Below are 14,016 nucleotides of genomic sequence, written 5' to 3'. Positions count from 1 at the left end.
GCTCCGCCGCGTCCGGCAAGCGCATCGGCCTTTCGATGGGCTGGATTTTGCGCGCCGGTCCGCTAAACAGGGCCAACTTCGCAGCAATGCCATCGGAGCTGACAACATGGCCGAGACCTTTACCGCTGACCTTTTTCCGCTTGCAAAGGACGAAACGCCCTGGCGCAAGCTCACGTCCGATTTCGTTTCGGTGGACACGTTCAAGGGCCAGGAGGTTCTGACCTTGGAGCCGGAGGGTCTGCGCCTGCTCTCCGAGGCGGCCTTCGCCGACATCAACCACCTTCTGCGCCCCGGCCACCTGGCCCAGCTTGCGAAGATCCTGGAAGACCCGGAAGCCACCGAGAACGACCGCTTCGTCGCCTATGACCTGCTGAAGAATGCCAATATCGCCGCCGGCGGCGTGCTGCCCATGTGCCAGGACACCGGAACGGCGATCATCATGGGCAAGAAGGGCCGCCGCGTGTGGACCGAAGGCGGCGATGCCGAGGCGCTCGGCCACGGCGTTCTCGACGCCTATGAGCGCAAGAACCTGCGCTATTCCCAGCTCGCACCGCTTGCGATGTTCGAGGAAAAGAACACGAAGAACAACCTGCCCGCCCAGATCGACATCTACGAGGAAGGCGAGGACGCCTACAAGTTCCTGTTCATGGCCAAGGGTGGCGGCTCGGCCAACAAGACCTTTCTCTATCAGGGCACGCCCTCGCTGCTTACCCACGACCGGTTGATCGACTTCCTCAAGGAGAAGATCCTGACGCTCGGCACAGCCGCCTGCCCGCCCTATCACCTGGCCATCGTCATTGGCGGCACCTCGGCTGAAATGAATCTCAAGACGGTCAAGCTTGCCTCCGCCCGCTATCTCGACGGACTGCCCACACAGGGCTCCGAGACCGGCCACGCCTTCCGCGATCTGGACATGGAGGCCGAGATCCACAAGTTGACCCAGCAGATGGGTGTCGGCGCGCAATTCGGCGGCAAGTATTTCTGCCACGATGTGCGCGTCATCCGCCTGCCCCGCCACGGCGCGTCCCTGCCCATCGGTCTCGGTGTTTCCTGTTCCGCCGACCGTCAGGCGCTCGGCAAGATCACCAAGGACGGCATCTTCCTTGAGAAGCTGGAAACCGATCCGGGCAAATACATGCCGGAGATCGACGAGGCGGCACTCTCCGAACATGTCGTGAAGGTCGACCTGAACCAGCCGATGAGCGACATCCTCGCGGAACTGACGAAGCACCCGGTCAAGACCCGCCTTTCGCTTACCGGCCCGATCATCGTGGCGCGTGACCTGGCCCACGCCAAGATCCGCGAGCGGCTGGAAAACGGCGAGCCGATGCCGGACTATTTCAAGAACCATCCGATCTACTATGCCGGCCCGGCCAAGACGCCGGAAGGCTATGCATCCGGCTCTTTCGGCCCCACCACGGCCGGCCGCATGGACAGTTACGTCGACCAGTTCCAGTCCTTCGGCGGCTCCATGGTCATGCTGGCAAAGGGCAACCGCTCACGCCAGGTGCGCGATGCCTGCGCCCGCCATCACGGCTTCTATCTCGGCTCCATCGGCGGCCCTGCCGCCCGCCTTGCGCAGGACTGCATCAAGAAGGTGGAGGTGGTCGAATATCCCGAGCTGGGCATGGAAGCCATCTGGCGCATCGAGGTGGTCGACTTCCCGGCCTTCATCGTCATCGACGACAAGGGCAACGACTTCTTCAAGGAACTGAACCTGGGCTGAGCCTGCCCCGGTGGGAAGCGGCAACGGGGCCGGCCGCCCCGTTCACCGCGTTCGCTTCCTCAACCAGGCCTGCCAGCCGTCCTTGGAACCGTTGAAGGCGTTCAGGTCGATGTGATTGTCGACACCGGAGGCCAGGCCCGTGCCGGAATACTGCCAGAACGCGAAGTCCCGGCCGGGATAGACCTTGCTGGGATGTTCGGCCACGGCGCGAAGCCAGAACGAATGGTCCTTGAACTGGCCTTTCAGGTTGTCGCTGTAGAAATCGGGCGCCGTGTAGATCACCGGCTGCTGGCCGTAGTGGCGTTCGATCTTCTTCATGAACACCTTCATCTTGGCCAGCACCACGTCGCGTGACGGGCGCTTCGGACAGGTCCTGGAATGGGCGTTCCACTCCACGTCGATCACCGGCGGCAATGTGCCCTTTTCCTTCGGCACGTTCTGGATGAACCAGTCGGCCTGCACTTCCGCGATCGTGCACCAGTAGAAGAAATGATAGGCACCGCGCGCGATGCCTGCCTTTTCGGCCCCGCGCCAGTTGCGCATGAAGCTGGGATCGAGATGGTCTCCGCCCTCGGTGGCCTTGATATAAACGAAGTTGGCGCCCTGCTTCTTCAGCTTCAGCCAATCGATCTCGCCCTGCCAGCGTGAGACATCCACCCCGTGAACCGGATAATCCTCCGGCTCGATACGGCCGAAATTCACCGGCTTGGCATCGGAGAACCGGGGCTTGCGGATTGACCGCTCGATCGCCTTGACCGCCTTTTCAGGCACCCGTGGCGCTGCCAGCGCCGCGATCTGGCGCCGCGTTTCGGCCTCTGGTTCGGCATGGGCGGCGGCTTGCCCGTCCTGCGCGTCCGGGCGCCCCACCTTCGCAGCCGGCGTCGGCACGCCGATGGAACCGGTGATCATGCCAGGTGCGGGATCCAGCGCATCGACACCAGACGACGTGCAACCGGAGATGAAGAGAGCGGCAATACAGGCACAGGTCGCGAAATGACGCACGCGGGGCACCCTTGAAAGGAACGCGGGACACGGTTGGAATTTCATGCGCCCTGGCAGCCGGGCACATGATGCAAGGGTTACCGGGCAATGAATAATAAATCGCAAATGCGAAATTAACCTTGACGCTCCGCACCATGGGCAAGGACTTGCAGGGAGCCTCGACGACAGGACGGGCTGTGACCGCTCCCGCCAGGACGGCCCGTCAGCCTTCGCGACAGCACAAACCGTCACCTTTTGTGACAAGACAATCCGTCACCTTTTGTGACAAGACAATCCGTCACCTTTTGTGACGAGGGTCATTGACTGTGACTGCCAGCTTGGCATGTTGATCGGGCTTCACCGTTGACCGCCGTTTGAAACCTGGAACCTCTTCCCATGCTGTTGCGTCTTCTCTCCCTGTTCGCTCTCGTATTCGGCCTTTCGGCTCCCGTAACCTTTTCGCTCACCGCCCAGGCCCAGGCCGAATCGGGCTTTGCCCAGTTCATTCGTGGCGGCCAGCCGCGCGTGCGCCACGGCCGCCATGCATCTGACAAGTCGCCGATCCCGCGCCAGACGGTTCGCTCCGACCTGCCCGCGAACACCATCCTCGTCGATACGTCCGAACGCCGCCTGTATTACGGGCTCGGCAATGGCAAGGCGCTGAAATATGCCGTCGGTGTCGGCCGCGACGGCTTCACCTGGCAGGGTAGCCACCGGGTGACCCGCAAGGCCGAATGGCCGGGCTGGACGCCGCCCAAGCAGATGATCGCCCGCGAGGCGCGCAAGGGCCGCAAGCTGCCGGCCTACATGGAAGGCGGCCCGAACAATCCGCTTGGCGCCCGCGCCCTTTATATCGGCTCCACGCTGTATCGCATCCATGGCACCAACCAGCCCTGGACCATCGGCCAGGCCATGTCATCGGGCTGCATTCGCATGGCCAACGAAGACGTGATCGATCTTTACAAGAGGGCCGGTGTCGGCACGAAGGTCGTCGTGCGTCACTGACCTTCCCTTGAGCGGCGCCTTCCATGATGGCGCCGCCTGCTGCTGCCGCCTTGCAAGCCCCGCCGGACAGACATACCCTGCCCGCCGCCAGTTTCGGAGCAAGGGAGATATCACTGTGAAATTGAAGCGCGGGATCAAGGAGTTGATTGAAGAGGCCGATGCCGAGATCGTGGCATTGTCGCCGCAGGAAGCCGCCGAGGCGGCCAAGGACGAGAATGTCCTGCTTGTCGACATTCGCGACGTGCGCGAACTCCAGCGCGATGGCGTCGTTCCCGGCGCCTGGCATGCGCCGCGTGGCATGCTGGAATTCTGGGTCGACCCCGAAAGCCCCTATCACAAGCCCGTTTTTGCATCCGGAAAGCGCTTCATCTTCTTCTGTGCCGGGGGCCTGCGCTCGGCCCTGACCACGAAAACCTTGCAGGACATGGGCCTGGAACCGGTCGCCCATGTCACCGGCGGTTTCGGCGCCTGGCGCGATGCAGGCTTGCCCGTCGGCGAATACCAGAAGAAGCACTGAACCCTGGCAAATTCGCCCCATTCGCCGCTCAGGGGCATCTTCAGGTCGCATTTCGTGCCGTTTCTTGACCATTCGCAATGCACGGTGGCACCCTTGTCATTGACTGGAGAAGCAAGGGCGTCCGCTGCGGCGGCCATGATAAGGGAGGCACAGTCCATGTATTCCACCATTCTCGTTCCCGTTGACCTTGCCCATGCGGAAAAGCTGGAAAAATCGCTGGAACTGGCTGCACGCATGGCAAAAACGGAAGGCGCCAGGATCGTCTATTGCGGCGTGACGGCGGGCACGCCCGGCGCCGTGGCACATACGCCGGAGGAATTCGGCCGAAAGCTGGAAGCCTTCGCCGCCGAACAGGCCGGCAAGTCCGGCGTGGACTGCAGTGCCCTTGCCATGACGAGCCACGACCCGGCCATTGATCTCGACAAGGCCCTCATGAAAGCCATTGACGACAGCGGCGCCGACCTCGTCGTCATGGCCTCGCATGTGCCGGGCGTACTGGACCATTTCTTCACGTCGAATGCGGGCTGGCTGGCGACCCATGCCGACATCTCGGTCATGGTCGTGCGGTGAACCAAGCGGTTTCAGCGGAAGTTGCAGACTTCCGCGCCCGTGAAACCGCGTGAGGGAAACCAGGTTTCAGCGGAAGTTGCAGACTTACCATCCCCGTGAAGCCGCGTGAGGGAAACCAGGTTTCAGCGGAAGTTGCAGACTTACCATTCCCGTGAAACCGCGTGAGGGAAACCAGGTTTCAGCGGAAGTTGCAGACTTACCATCCCCGTGAAACCGCGCGAGGGAAACCAGGTTTCAGCGGAAGTTGCAGGCCTCCGCGCCCCTCGAAACCGCCTATGTCCGGCGCCTGGGCTCCCGTGACAACCCCTTGGCGGCCAGTTCATCGAGATAGGCCTGCCACTTCGCCTCCATGGCCCGGCCGTGTTCACGGAACCACGCCCAGGTGAAGATGCCCGTGTCGTGCATGTCGTCGAAAGCCACGCGGATGGCGTAATTGCCCACCGGCACGATGGTCATGATGGCGACGTCGCGCTTGCCGCCAATGACCTTGCGTTCGGCAGGTGAATGGCCCTGCACCTCGGCGCTGGGCGACATCACGCGCATCATCTCCGCGCTGAACGAGTAGGATGCGTCGGCAAAGGTCACTGTCAGCGTGCGCTTGTCCTTCGACAGCCGGATTTCCGTTGGCGCTTCCATCAATGCCCCCTTCCCTTCGCCTTGATGATTCCAGAACAGGGAAATGATGCCTTTTGCGCGAAAGGACAAGGCCGTGTCGCATGGTCGCCCTTGAAAAGCCGCGCCGGCTGGCCAAAATGCGGGTAACAAGGTGAATGGCTTTGCAACAGGCTTCGGGCCGCAAGGCAAAGCGTGAGGGAAGGAATGCCATGTCCGCCAACGGAACTTCCATGATCGACCCGTTCGGCCGTGCCGTCACCTATCTGCGCGTGTCGGTAACGGACCGCTGCGATTTCCGCTGCACCTATTGCATGGCCGAGGACATGACCTTCCTGCCCAAGAAGGACCTGCTCTCGCTGGAGGAACTCGACCGGCTCTGTACCGCCTTCATCGACAAGGGCGTGCGCAAGCTGCGCCTGACCGGCGGCGAGCCGCTGGTGCGCAAGAACATCATGCACCTGATCCGCCAGCTATCCCGTCATCTGGATTCCGGAGCGCTGGAAGAGTTGACGCTGACGACCAACGGCTCGCAACTTTCCCGCTTCGCCGATGAACTGGCCGATTGCGGGGTCAGGCGGATCAATGTCTCCATAGATACGCTGGACCCTGACAAGTTCCGCCAGATCACCCGCTGGGGGGACCTCGCCAAGGTGATGGAGGGCATCGAGGCGGCCGAGCGCGCCGGCCTGAAGATCAAGCTCAACGCCGTGGCGCTCAAGGGCTTCAACGATACCGAAATCGCCGAAATGCTGCGTTTTGCCCATGGCCGGGGCATGGACATGACCATTATCGAAACCATGCCCATGGGCGAGATCAGCGAGGACCGCACCGACCAGTATCTGCCGCTGTCGAAGCTGCGCGCCGACCTCGAACAGCAGTTCATGCTGACCGACATTCCTTTCCGCACTGGCGGGCCGGCCCGCTATGTCGAGGTGAAGGAGACCGGCGGAAAGCTGGGTTTCATCACGCCGCTGACGCACAATTTCTGCGAAAGCTGCAACCGCGTGCGCATCACCTGCACAGGCACGCTCTACATGTGCCTGGGCCAGGACGATGCCGCCGACCTGCGTGCCCCGCTGCGCGCATCGGAAGGCAACGAACTTCTGTCGGCAGCCATTGACGAGGCCATCGGGCGCAAGCCGAAAGGTCATGACTTCATCATCGACCGGACGCACAACCGCCCTGCGGTCTCGCGCCACATGAGCGTCACGGGCGGCTGATCCATCAGGACTGTGCATCCGTCACATCAGTTTTCTTCGCTTTTCAGGATGCCGAAAGCCGTTTAACGCGGAAAGACGCTGATCGGACAGCACGGGCCGCATGGGGCGCCCTGCCGGGTCTCGGCTTTGCGTGATTCTCGGTAAAAGCCGGTGCTGCTGACGCCCAACACCCGCGCCGCCCTGTTCATGACCCTGTCCATGGCGGCTTTTCTCGTCAATGACATGCTCACCAAGCTGGCCTCGCAATCGGTCAGCATGGGCCAGGTCATGCTCGTGCGCGGCCTGTTTGCCTCAGCCATGATCCTCTGGCTGGCCTGGCGCAACACACCGCGCGAAAGCTGGCGCGGACTCGGCCAGCCCATGGTCTTGCTGCGCACCGGCGCTGATGTGCTGGCCACGGTCACCTACCTCGTCGCGCTTGCCAATGCGCCGCTGGTTTCCGTGGCCTCGCTGTTCCAGGCCCTGCCGCTGGCCGTCACCATGGGCGCAGCCATCGTCTTCCGCGAACCCGTCGGCTGGCGGCGCTGGAGCGCCATCGCGGTCGGCTTCACCGGTGTGCTGATCATCCTGCGCCCTGGCTTCGGCGCCTTTTCCGTCTGGTCCGCGCTGGTGCTCGCCACGGTCTTCTCCTGCACCGTCCGCGATCTTGCCACCCGTGCCATTCCCGCGAATGTGCCCTCCCTGCAGATTTCCGCGCTCACCGCCGTCTCGGTCATGCTCACCGGCGGAATGCTGGTCGCCCCTTTCGGCGGCTGGCAGCCCATGCAGCCACAGGTGCTTGCCATCCTGGTTGGTGCAGCCGTTTTCGTGATGATCGGGTACCAGACGCTTACACTCGCCATGCGCACGGGCGACCTGTCCGCCTCCGCGCCGTTCCGCTACAGCGCCCTCGTCTGGGCCGCGCTTTTCGGCTACCTGGTCTTCGGCGAGGTGCCCGACTGGCCGACAGCAGCCGGCGCGCTGCTCATCATCGGGTCGGGCATCTTCACCATCTATCGCGAACGCAAGCGCAAGGACGCAGCCAATGTCGTGGCCGAAAGCACGGCAAGAACCGGGGCACGCGGCCTGTAGCGCGCCAATCAGACGAATCGCTTGGACTTGCGAAACGCCTCCAGTGCCGAACGTTCGGACTCGATCTCGGCAAAGACGAAATCGTGAAACGCCTTGACCTTCGGCGTTTCCAGCGTCTCGGGAAGGCAGCAGAAATAGAAACTCGCCTGCGCCCGCATCATCATGTCGAAGGGCGCGACAAGGCGGCCGGAGGCGATGTCGCGCTGGGCCAGGAACAAACGGCCAAGTACGATTCCCGCGCCGTCGATCGCGGCTTCGAGCGCGTGGTCGGAGTGGGAAAAGCGGGGGCCGCGCGTGCTGTCCACATTGTAGACGCGCATCTTCTTCAGCCATTCGCTCCAGCCCACGCTGCCCGGCAGGAAAGCCGCTGAATCGTCGTGCAGCAGCGTGGTGCGGCCCAGGTCATCGGGCGTCAGCGAACCGCCCAACTGTTCCAGCAGGCGTGGCGACATCAGCGGCAGCACCGCCTCATCCGTCAGCGGTTCGACATGCAGTCCGGGGTAATTGCCGCCACCGAAGCGGATGGTCACGTCCACCTCTTCCGTGCGCAAGTCGGTCAGCCGCAGGCCCGCCGAAATCCTCAGCTCGATATCCGGCCAGGTTTCGATGAACCGGTGCACCCGCGGCGAAAGCCACTTGGAGGCCGTTGCCGGCCCGGTTGAAACCGTCAGCACGTTCGGCGGCGTTTCCGGGCGCAAGCGCGCCATGGTCGAATGCAGCCGCTCGAACGCATCGGAAATACCCGGCGCCACCCGTTCGCCATGCTCGGTCAGTTCGACCGCCCTGTTGAGACGGCGGAACAAGGGTGTCTGCAGGAAATCCTCCAACTGCCGGATCTGGTAGGAAAGCGCCGAGGGCGTGACATGCAGTTCCTCCGCCGCCTTCTGGAAACTCATGTGCCGGGAGGCCGCCTCGAAGGCGCGCAAGGCATTGAGCGGAGGCAGACGGTAAGCCATGGTTCACTTCAAATTTCCTGATCCGATTTGCGCACAATACCCATTTGCCCGGCGCCCGGCAATCGCTCATCCTGACCACGCATTCGGAAACGCACCCCTCCCAGGCCGTTGACACGCAGGAGACCTGCAATGCTCTACAACCCCATGACAAACCGACGGATAGAACCGGATGTTGTCGAATATTTCATTCATGCGGCACGGCGAGAGCAATCGCGTGCCTTTGCCTGCGCCATCGAGCGCGTTTTCCGCCGCCGGTGAGACGGGCGGAAGCCCGTTCAGGCATACCGACCGTCCGGAGCGTCCCGCCCGGGCGGTTGTTTCATTGTTGACAGGCGAGGATTTGCGGCGTGACCTCTCCCATCAAACCGGTTAAAGCGAGCGGCATGACATCGCTCGTTGCCCCGGCGCCCGCGCCGCACATCTTCATTCTCGTTCTTTGTGCGGCGGTCAGCCCGCTTGCCATCAACATTTTCATTCCCTCCATGCCGGGCATGGCGGCAGAATTCGGCGTGCCCTACGCAACCATACAGCTCGGGCTCTCGCTCTACCTGGCCATGACGGCAGCCATAACGCTGGTCGCAGGGCCCCTTTCGGATCTGTTCGGCCGCCGGCCGCTGATCATCGGCGGCTTTCTCCTTTTCGTGCTCGGCAGCATCATGACGCTTGTCGCCGACAACGCCACACTGTTCCTGGCGGGCCGCATCGTGCAATCGGCGTCGGCCACCGGCATGGTTCTTTCGCGCGCCATCGTGCGCGATCTCTACGATCGGGACATGGCCGCCTCGATGATCGGATACGTGACGATGGGCATGGCGGTTGCGCCCATGGTCGGGCCTGCGGTCGGCGGCCTGCTCGACGACCTGTATGGCTGGCGCGCCAGTTTCCTGTTCCTTGGCACGCTCGGCACGCTGGCCACGCTGGTCGTCATGGCCCGCCTGCCCGAAACCAATGCCGCGCGCGGCCAGCCGCTGTCGCGCCAGTTCCGCAGTTACGGCGTGCTCCTGTCCTCGGCCCCCTACTGGTATTTTGCCGGGTCCGGCGCCTTTGCCGCCTGCATATTCTTCGGTTTTCTCGGTGGCGGCCCGGCCATTGCCAGCCACTATCTCGCCATGTCGCCAACCAATTACGGCCTGTGGTTCGCCGCGACTGCAGTCGGTTACATGATCGGCAATTTCATCGCCGGACGCTATTCGCGCCGGGTCGGCCTTGCCCGCATGCTGCTGTTTGGTGCCGTGGCCTCCATGATCGGCGCTTTCCTGCCGCTCATCCTGCTCGTCATCGTGGACATCCGGCTGCCCATCGCCCTTTTCGGCCCGACCATGCTGATCGGCATCGGCAATGGCATGACCATTCCCAATGCCACCGCCGCAGCCGTCTCGGTCAAACCGGACTCCGCCGGTGCCGCATCCGGGTTGATGGGCGCGCTGCAGGTCGGCAGCGGCGCACTCGCATCCGTCATCAGCGGCATCATGGCCGGCGACGGCAGCCAGATCACGAGCTTCGGCATGACGCTTGCCGCCTTCGGGGCCATGGCCTTCCTCGTGGCCTTGAAGGCCTGGCGCATGGCCCGCTATCCCGAATGACAAGGTCTGGTCTTGCCGCGGCGCTCAACCTGTCGGATAGTCCCGGCATGCCGATGCACGTCCGTTCAACCCGCTTGCGGCCTGATCCGGAATGAAGCCCGCGGGCCTGATCCTCGCCGGCGGCCTGTCGCGGCGCATGGGCGGAGGCGACAAGGCCCTTTTGCCTCTGGCGGGACAGCCGATGATCGGCCACGTCGTGGCCGGTCTGCGTGCGCAGGCCCATCCGCTGGCGATCAACGCCAATGGCGATCCGGCGCGTTTCTCCACCTTTGGCCTGCCCGTGATATGCGACAGTATCCAAGGCCATGCCGGGCCGCTGGCCGGCATCCTGGCGGGTCTGGACTGGTGCTCCGGCCTTCGGCCTTCGCCGTCCCGTCTGCTCACCGTCCCCGCCGACACGCCTTTCCTGCCCGGCGATCTGGTCGCCCGCCTCCAGGATGCCGCCGGGAACGGCAAGCCCGCGATTGCCGCTTCCGCCGGGCGCATGCATCCGGTCGCAGCCCTTTGGCCACTCGCGATTCGAGGCAGGCTGGCGGCATTCCTTGCGGATCCGGGCAATCGCAGCGTCATGGCCTTCCTGCACCAGGGCCCCTTTGCCACCGCTGACTTCCCCTGCCCGGAAGGCCGCGATCCGTTCGCCAACATCAATACGCCCGAAGACCTTGCCCGCGCCGGGCGGCGCATGGCGCAAGGATGCTGACATGACCGCGCCCGTCTTCGGAATTGCCGGTTGGAAGAACGCCGGCAAGACGACGCTGACCGAGCGGCTTGTCGCCGGTTTCACGCTGAGGGGTGTCCGGGTGGCCACGGTCAAGCACAGCCACCATGCGGCAATGGCCGGCGGGCCCGAAACCGACAGCGCCCGCCATGCCCGTGCCGGCGCCATGGCCACGGCGCTCGTCTGGCCGGGCGGCTGGATGCTGGACGCCGAGGCGATGGCCGGGCAAGAGCCGGACCTCCCCGGCGTGCTGGCGCGCCTGCCGGCCTGCGACCTGGTGCTCGTGGAGGGCTACAAGTCGGCACCGCACGAGAAGATCGAGCTGCGCCGTCTCGGCCAGCCGGACCGGCGCCCTCTGGCAGGTCATGTCCCGAACGTCGCCGCCATTGCGGCCGACCACCCGGTCGAAACCGCCCTGCCCGTCTTCGCCCTCGACGACATCGATGCAATCATCGCGTTTATCGCACAACGGACCGGGCTGCACATGCCCCCGCGTAAATCGCCCTGAAGCCGCTTTTCCTGACCATCTGTTCAAAAACGCGGTTGCAATTGCGCGTCAAACCGGATCACTATCGCATTCAACGCGCCCGTTTGCAGGCGCGGCCCAGGCGCCCGTCCGGGCTGCCGAGAAAACAACCGCCAGAGAGGTACAACATGTCGTTTTCCAACCGTCTCAAGCTGGGTCTCGCCACAGCGGCCATCGCCCTTGTCATGGGGGGCGCCCATGCCCAGGACCAGATGAAGCTGAAGATCGGCACCGAGGGCGCTTACCCGCCCTTCAACAATCTTGAAGCCGACGGCACGCTGACCGGCTTCGACATCGACATCGCCAAGGCGCTCTGCGCCGAGATGAATGCCGACTGCGAATTCGTCACCCAGGACTGGGACGGCATTATTCCCGCCCTCCAGGCAGGCAAGTTCGACGCCATCATCGCCTCCATGTCGATCACCGACGAGCGCAAGGAAAAGGTCGACTTCACCAACAAGTATTACAACACGCCGCCCGCCATCGTCGCGCCGAAGGACACCGATATCCAGGGCGTGACCAAGGAGGATCTCGCCGGCAAGGTGATCGGCGTGCAGGGTTCGACCACCCATTCCAACTATGCCGAGGCCACCTACACGGATTCCGACGTCAAGCTCTATCCGACCGCCGACGAGTACAAGCTCGATCTGGTCAACGGCCGCCTCGATGCCGTCAATGACGACATCATCGTGCTCAAGGAGTTCCTCGGCACGCCGGAAGGCGACTGCTGCAAGGTCGTCGGCACCATCACGCCCGATCCGGCCATTCACGGCGAGGGCGCGGGCATTGCCATCCGCAAGGGCGAAACGGAACTGGCCGAGAAGTTCAACAAGGCCATCGAGGCCATTCGCGCCAATGGCACCTACAAGGAAATCAACGACAAGTATTTCGATTTCGACGCCTATGGCGGCTGATCGGCCTTGACCGGACGATAATCGGCTGCGGCGCGCCTTTGCAGCGCCGCGGCCTTTTCAGGGGGGCCGCCTGATCATGGACAATGCCGCCACACTCCTCTCCTGGGGGTCGCAGGGCTGGGCAGACGAGATCGCCGCCGGTGTGGTGGTGACAGTCAGCCTTGCGCTGGCGACATTGCCCTTCGGCCTGCTGCTCGGCTTTTTCATCGCGCTCGCCAAGCAGGCGGAAGAGCCAAGCCTGCGGCTGGCAGCCAACATCTACACCACCATCTTTCGCGGCCTGCCCGAACTGCTGACGCTTTTTCTGGTCTATTTCGGCGTCCAGATCGGCCTGTCGGAAGCGGTCAAGGCGCTCGGTTTCGCCGAAGGAGTGGAAGTCAATTCCTTCGTGGCCGGCATGTTCGCGCTGGGCGTCGTGTTCTCGTCCTATGCCTCGGAAGTGTTTCTTTCCGCCTTTCGCGCCATTCCGCAGGGCCAGTATGAGGGCGGCTATGCCGTGGGCCTCTCGTGGGCCCAGACGATGCGGCTTGTCGTGCTGCCGCAACTGATCCGCATCGCCCTGCCCGGACTGGCAAACCTCTGGCTGGTCCTGCTGAAGGATACCGCGCTCGTGTCGGTCATCGGCCTGTCCGACATCCTGCGCCAGACCGGCATCGCCGCCCGCGTCTCCAAGGAAGCCTTCCTTTTCTATGGCATTGCCTGCCTTCTCTATCTGGCGCTGGCCATGATCTCCTCGATCGGCATCTCGGCCATCGAGCGGCGCTCCGAAAGGGGAACGGCCCGATGACCCTCGCCACGGAAACCCGCCTGCGCCCTGCTGCCCCGCCACGACAATGGACGCGAACCCGCATGATTGGCTGGCTGCTCGTCGGCTTGTGGGCCGTGGCAGGCATCGGTTTCCTGATCTATCTCTACAATGCCTGGGACATCGATCTCGTCGAGAAATACGGCCCGCGCTACTGGTCCGGCCTGAAGACGACGATTGCCCTTGTCGGCCTGTCGCTGGTCGCCGGCGCCCTGTTTTCCGTGCCGGTGGCGTTGGCGCGCCTGTCGCGCAATCCGTTCATCAACGGCGTCGCCTATGCCTATGTCTATTTCTTCCGTGGCACCCCTCTGCTCGCCCAGGCCTTCCTTGTCTATTACGGCATTGGCCAGTTCTCCGCGGAATTGCGCGCCATCGGCTTGTGGGGCTTCTTTCGCGACGCCTGGAACTGCGCCTTCCTTGCCTTCACGCTGAACACGGCGGCCTATCAGGCGGAAATCCTGCGCGGTGCCATCCAGTCCGTGCCGAAAGGCCAGTGGGAGGGAGCCGATGCCTTGGGCCTGCGGCGCTGGTACACCTTCCTGCGCATCATCCTGCCGCAGGCGCTCATCGTCGCGCTGCGCCCCTATGGCAATGAGATCATCCTGATGATCAAGGGCTCGGCCATCGTTGCCATCATCACCGTATACGACCTGATGGGCGAGACCCGCCGCGCTTTCTCGCGCACGTTCGATTTTCAGACCTACCTGTGGGCCGCCGTCATCTATCTTGCGATCGTCGAGACGCTTCGCAACCTCTGGGACCTTATCGAGAAGCGGCTGACACGGCACCTGAAGCGATGAAAAGCGGGT

15 protein-coding genes are annotated in these 14,016 nt (G+C 63.5%); 12 read left to right on the top strand and 3 right to left on the bottom strand.

The window, feature by feature from the left end; translation table 11 throughout:
* Positions 1–106: 106 nt before the first annotated feature.
* Positions 107–1,726 carry a fumarate hydratase gene (locus R3D65_RS11960; RefSeq protein WP_371275445.1) on the top strand — a complete coding sequence of 540 codons (1,620 nt, stop codon included), beginning with the start codon at positions 107–109 and terminating at the stop codon, positions 1,724–1,726.
* 42 nt (positions 1,727–1,768) lie between these two features.
* Here R3D65_RS11960 and R3D65_RS11955 read toward each other — a convergent pair whose 3' ends face one another.
* Positions 1,769–2,728, bottom strand: a complete 960-nt coding sequence (locus tag R3D65_RS11955; RefSeq protein ID WP_371275444.1) for a GH25 family lysozyme — start codon at positions 2,726–2,728, stop codon at positions 1,769–1,771.
* 375 nt (positions 2,729–3,103) lie between these two features.
* On the opposite strand from R3D65_RS11955, the gene R3D65_RS11950 reads away from it, so the two are divergent.
* The 3 genes from R3D65_RS11950 (at position 3,104) to R3D65_RS11940 (ending at position 4,799) form a co-directional block, all read left to right on the top strand.
* On the top strand, positions 3,104–3,712 hold the full coding sequence (locus tag R3D65_RS11950) for a L,D-transpeptidase (RefSeq protein WP_371275443.1): 609 nt from the start codon (positions 3,104–3,106) through the stop codon (positions 3,710–3,712).
* Between the two features lie 109 nt (positions 3,713–3,821).
* Complete coding sequence (locus R3D65_RS11945; protein ID WP_371275575.1) at positions 3,822–4,229, top strand: rhodanese-like domain-containing protein; 408 nt, start codon at positions 3,822–3,824, stop codon at positions 4,227–4,229.
* Between the two features lie 156 nt (positions 4,230–4,385).
* Complete coding sequence (locus R3D65_RS11940) at positions 4,386–4,799, top strand: universal stress protein (protein ID WP_371275442.1); 414 nt, start codon at positions 4,386–4,388, stop codon at positions 4,797–4,799.
* Positions 4,800–5,072: 273 nt separating this feature from the next.
* Here R3D65_RS11940 and R3D65_RS11935 read toward each other — a convergent pair whose 3' ends face one another.
* Positions 5,073–5,435, bottom strand: a complete 363-nt coding sequence (locus R3D65_RS11935) for a gamma-butyrobetaine hydroxylase-like domain-containing protein (protein WP_371275441.1) — start codon at positions 5,433–5,435, stop codon at positions 5,073–5,075.
* A gap of 188 nt (positions 5,436–5,623) precedes the next feature.
* Here R3D65_RS11935 and moaA point away from each other — a divergent pair, with 188 nt between their 5' ends.
* Both moaA and R3D65_RS11925 read left to right on the top strand, forming a co-directional pair.
* On the top strand, positions 5,624–6,634 hold the full coding sequence (moaA, locus tag R3D65_RS11930) for a GTP 3',8-cyclase MoaA (RefSeq protein ID WP_371275440.1): 1,011 nt from the start codon (positions 5,624–5,626) through the stop codon (positions 6,632–6,634).
* Between the two features lie 150 nt (positions 6,635–6,784).
* Complete coding sequence (locus tag R3D65_RS11925) at positions 6,785–7,705, top strand: DMT family transporter (protein WP_371275439.1); 921 nt, start codon at positions 6,785–6,787, stop codon at positions 7,703–7,705.
* Between the two features lie 8 nt (positions 7,706–7,713).
* On the opposite strand, the gene R3D65_RS11920 is transcribed toward R3D65_RS11925, so the two are convergent.
* The gene (locus R3D65_RS11920) at positions 7,714–8,661 is read right to left on the bottom strand and encodes a transcriptional regulator GcvA (RefSeq protein ID WP_371275438.1); all 948 of its coding nucleotides are present in this window, start codon (positions 8,659–8,661) and stop codon (positions 7,714–7,716) included.
* 383 nt (positions 8,662–9,044) lie between these two features.
* Between R3D65_RS11920 and R3D65_RS11915 the strand changes: the two genes are divergently transcribed.
* The 6 genes from R3D65_RS11915 (at position 9,045) to R3D65_RS11890 (ending at position 14,007) form a co-directional block, all read left to right on the top strand.
* Positions 9,045–10,244, top strand: coding sequence for a multidrug effflux MFS transporter (locus tag R3D65_RS11915; RefSeq protein WP_371275437.1), 1,200 nt, complete (start codon positions 9,045–9,047; stop codon positions 10,242–10,244).
* A gap of 91 nt (positions 10,245–10,335) precedes the next feature.
* Positions 10,336–10,944, top strand: a complete 609-nt coding sequence (mobA, locus tag R3D65_RS11910) for a molybdenum cofactor guanylyltransferase MobA (protein WP_371275436.1) — start codon at positions 10,336–10,338, stop codon at positions 10,942–10,944.
* A 1-nt stretch (position 10,945) separates the two neighbouring features.
* Positions 10,946–11,470 carry a molybdopterin-guanine dinucleotide biosynthesis protein B gene (gene mobB, locus R3D65_RS11905; RefSeq protein WP_371275435.1) on the top strand — a complete coding sequence of 175 codons (525 nt, stop codon included), beginning with the start codon at positions 10,946–10,948 and terminating at the stop codon, positions 11,468–11,470.
* Positions 11,471–11,616: 146 nt separating this feature from the next.
* Positions 11,617–12,402 carry an ABC transporter substrate-binding protein gene (locus R3D65_RS11900; protein ID WP_371275434.1) on the top strand — a complete coding sequence of 262 codons (786 nt, stop codon included), beginning with the start codon at positions 11,617–11,619 and terminating at the stop codon, positions 12,400–12,402.
* A 76-nt stretch (positions 12,403–12,478) separates the two neighbouring features.
* Entirely contained in the window at positions 12,479–13,189 is a 711-nt protein-coding gene (locus R3D65_RS11895) for an ABC transporter permease (RefSeq protein WP_371275433.1), read from the top strand.
* Positions 13,186–14,007 (top strand): ABC transporter permease, encoded by an 822-nt coding sequence (locus R3D65_RS11890; RefSeq protein ID WP_371275432.1) that lies wholly within the window; start codon positions 13,186–13,188, stop codon positions 14,005–14,007. Before R3D65_RS11895 ends, R3D65_RS11890 begins: the two co-directional genes overlap by 4 nt.
* Positions 14,008–14,016 lie beyond the last annotated feature (9 nt).

The sequence above is a fragment of the Zhengella sp. genome (assembly GCF_041397485.1).
Classification (GTDB): Bacteria; Pseudomonadota; Alphaproteobacteria; order Rhizobiales; family Rhizobiaceae; genus Zhengella.
This window is presented reverse-complemented; position numbering and strand designations above follow the sequence as displayed.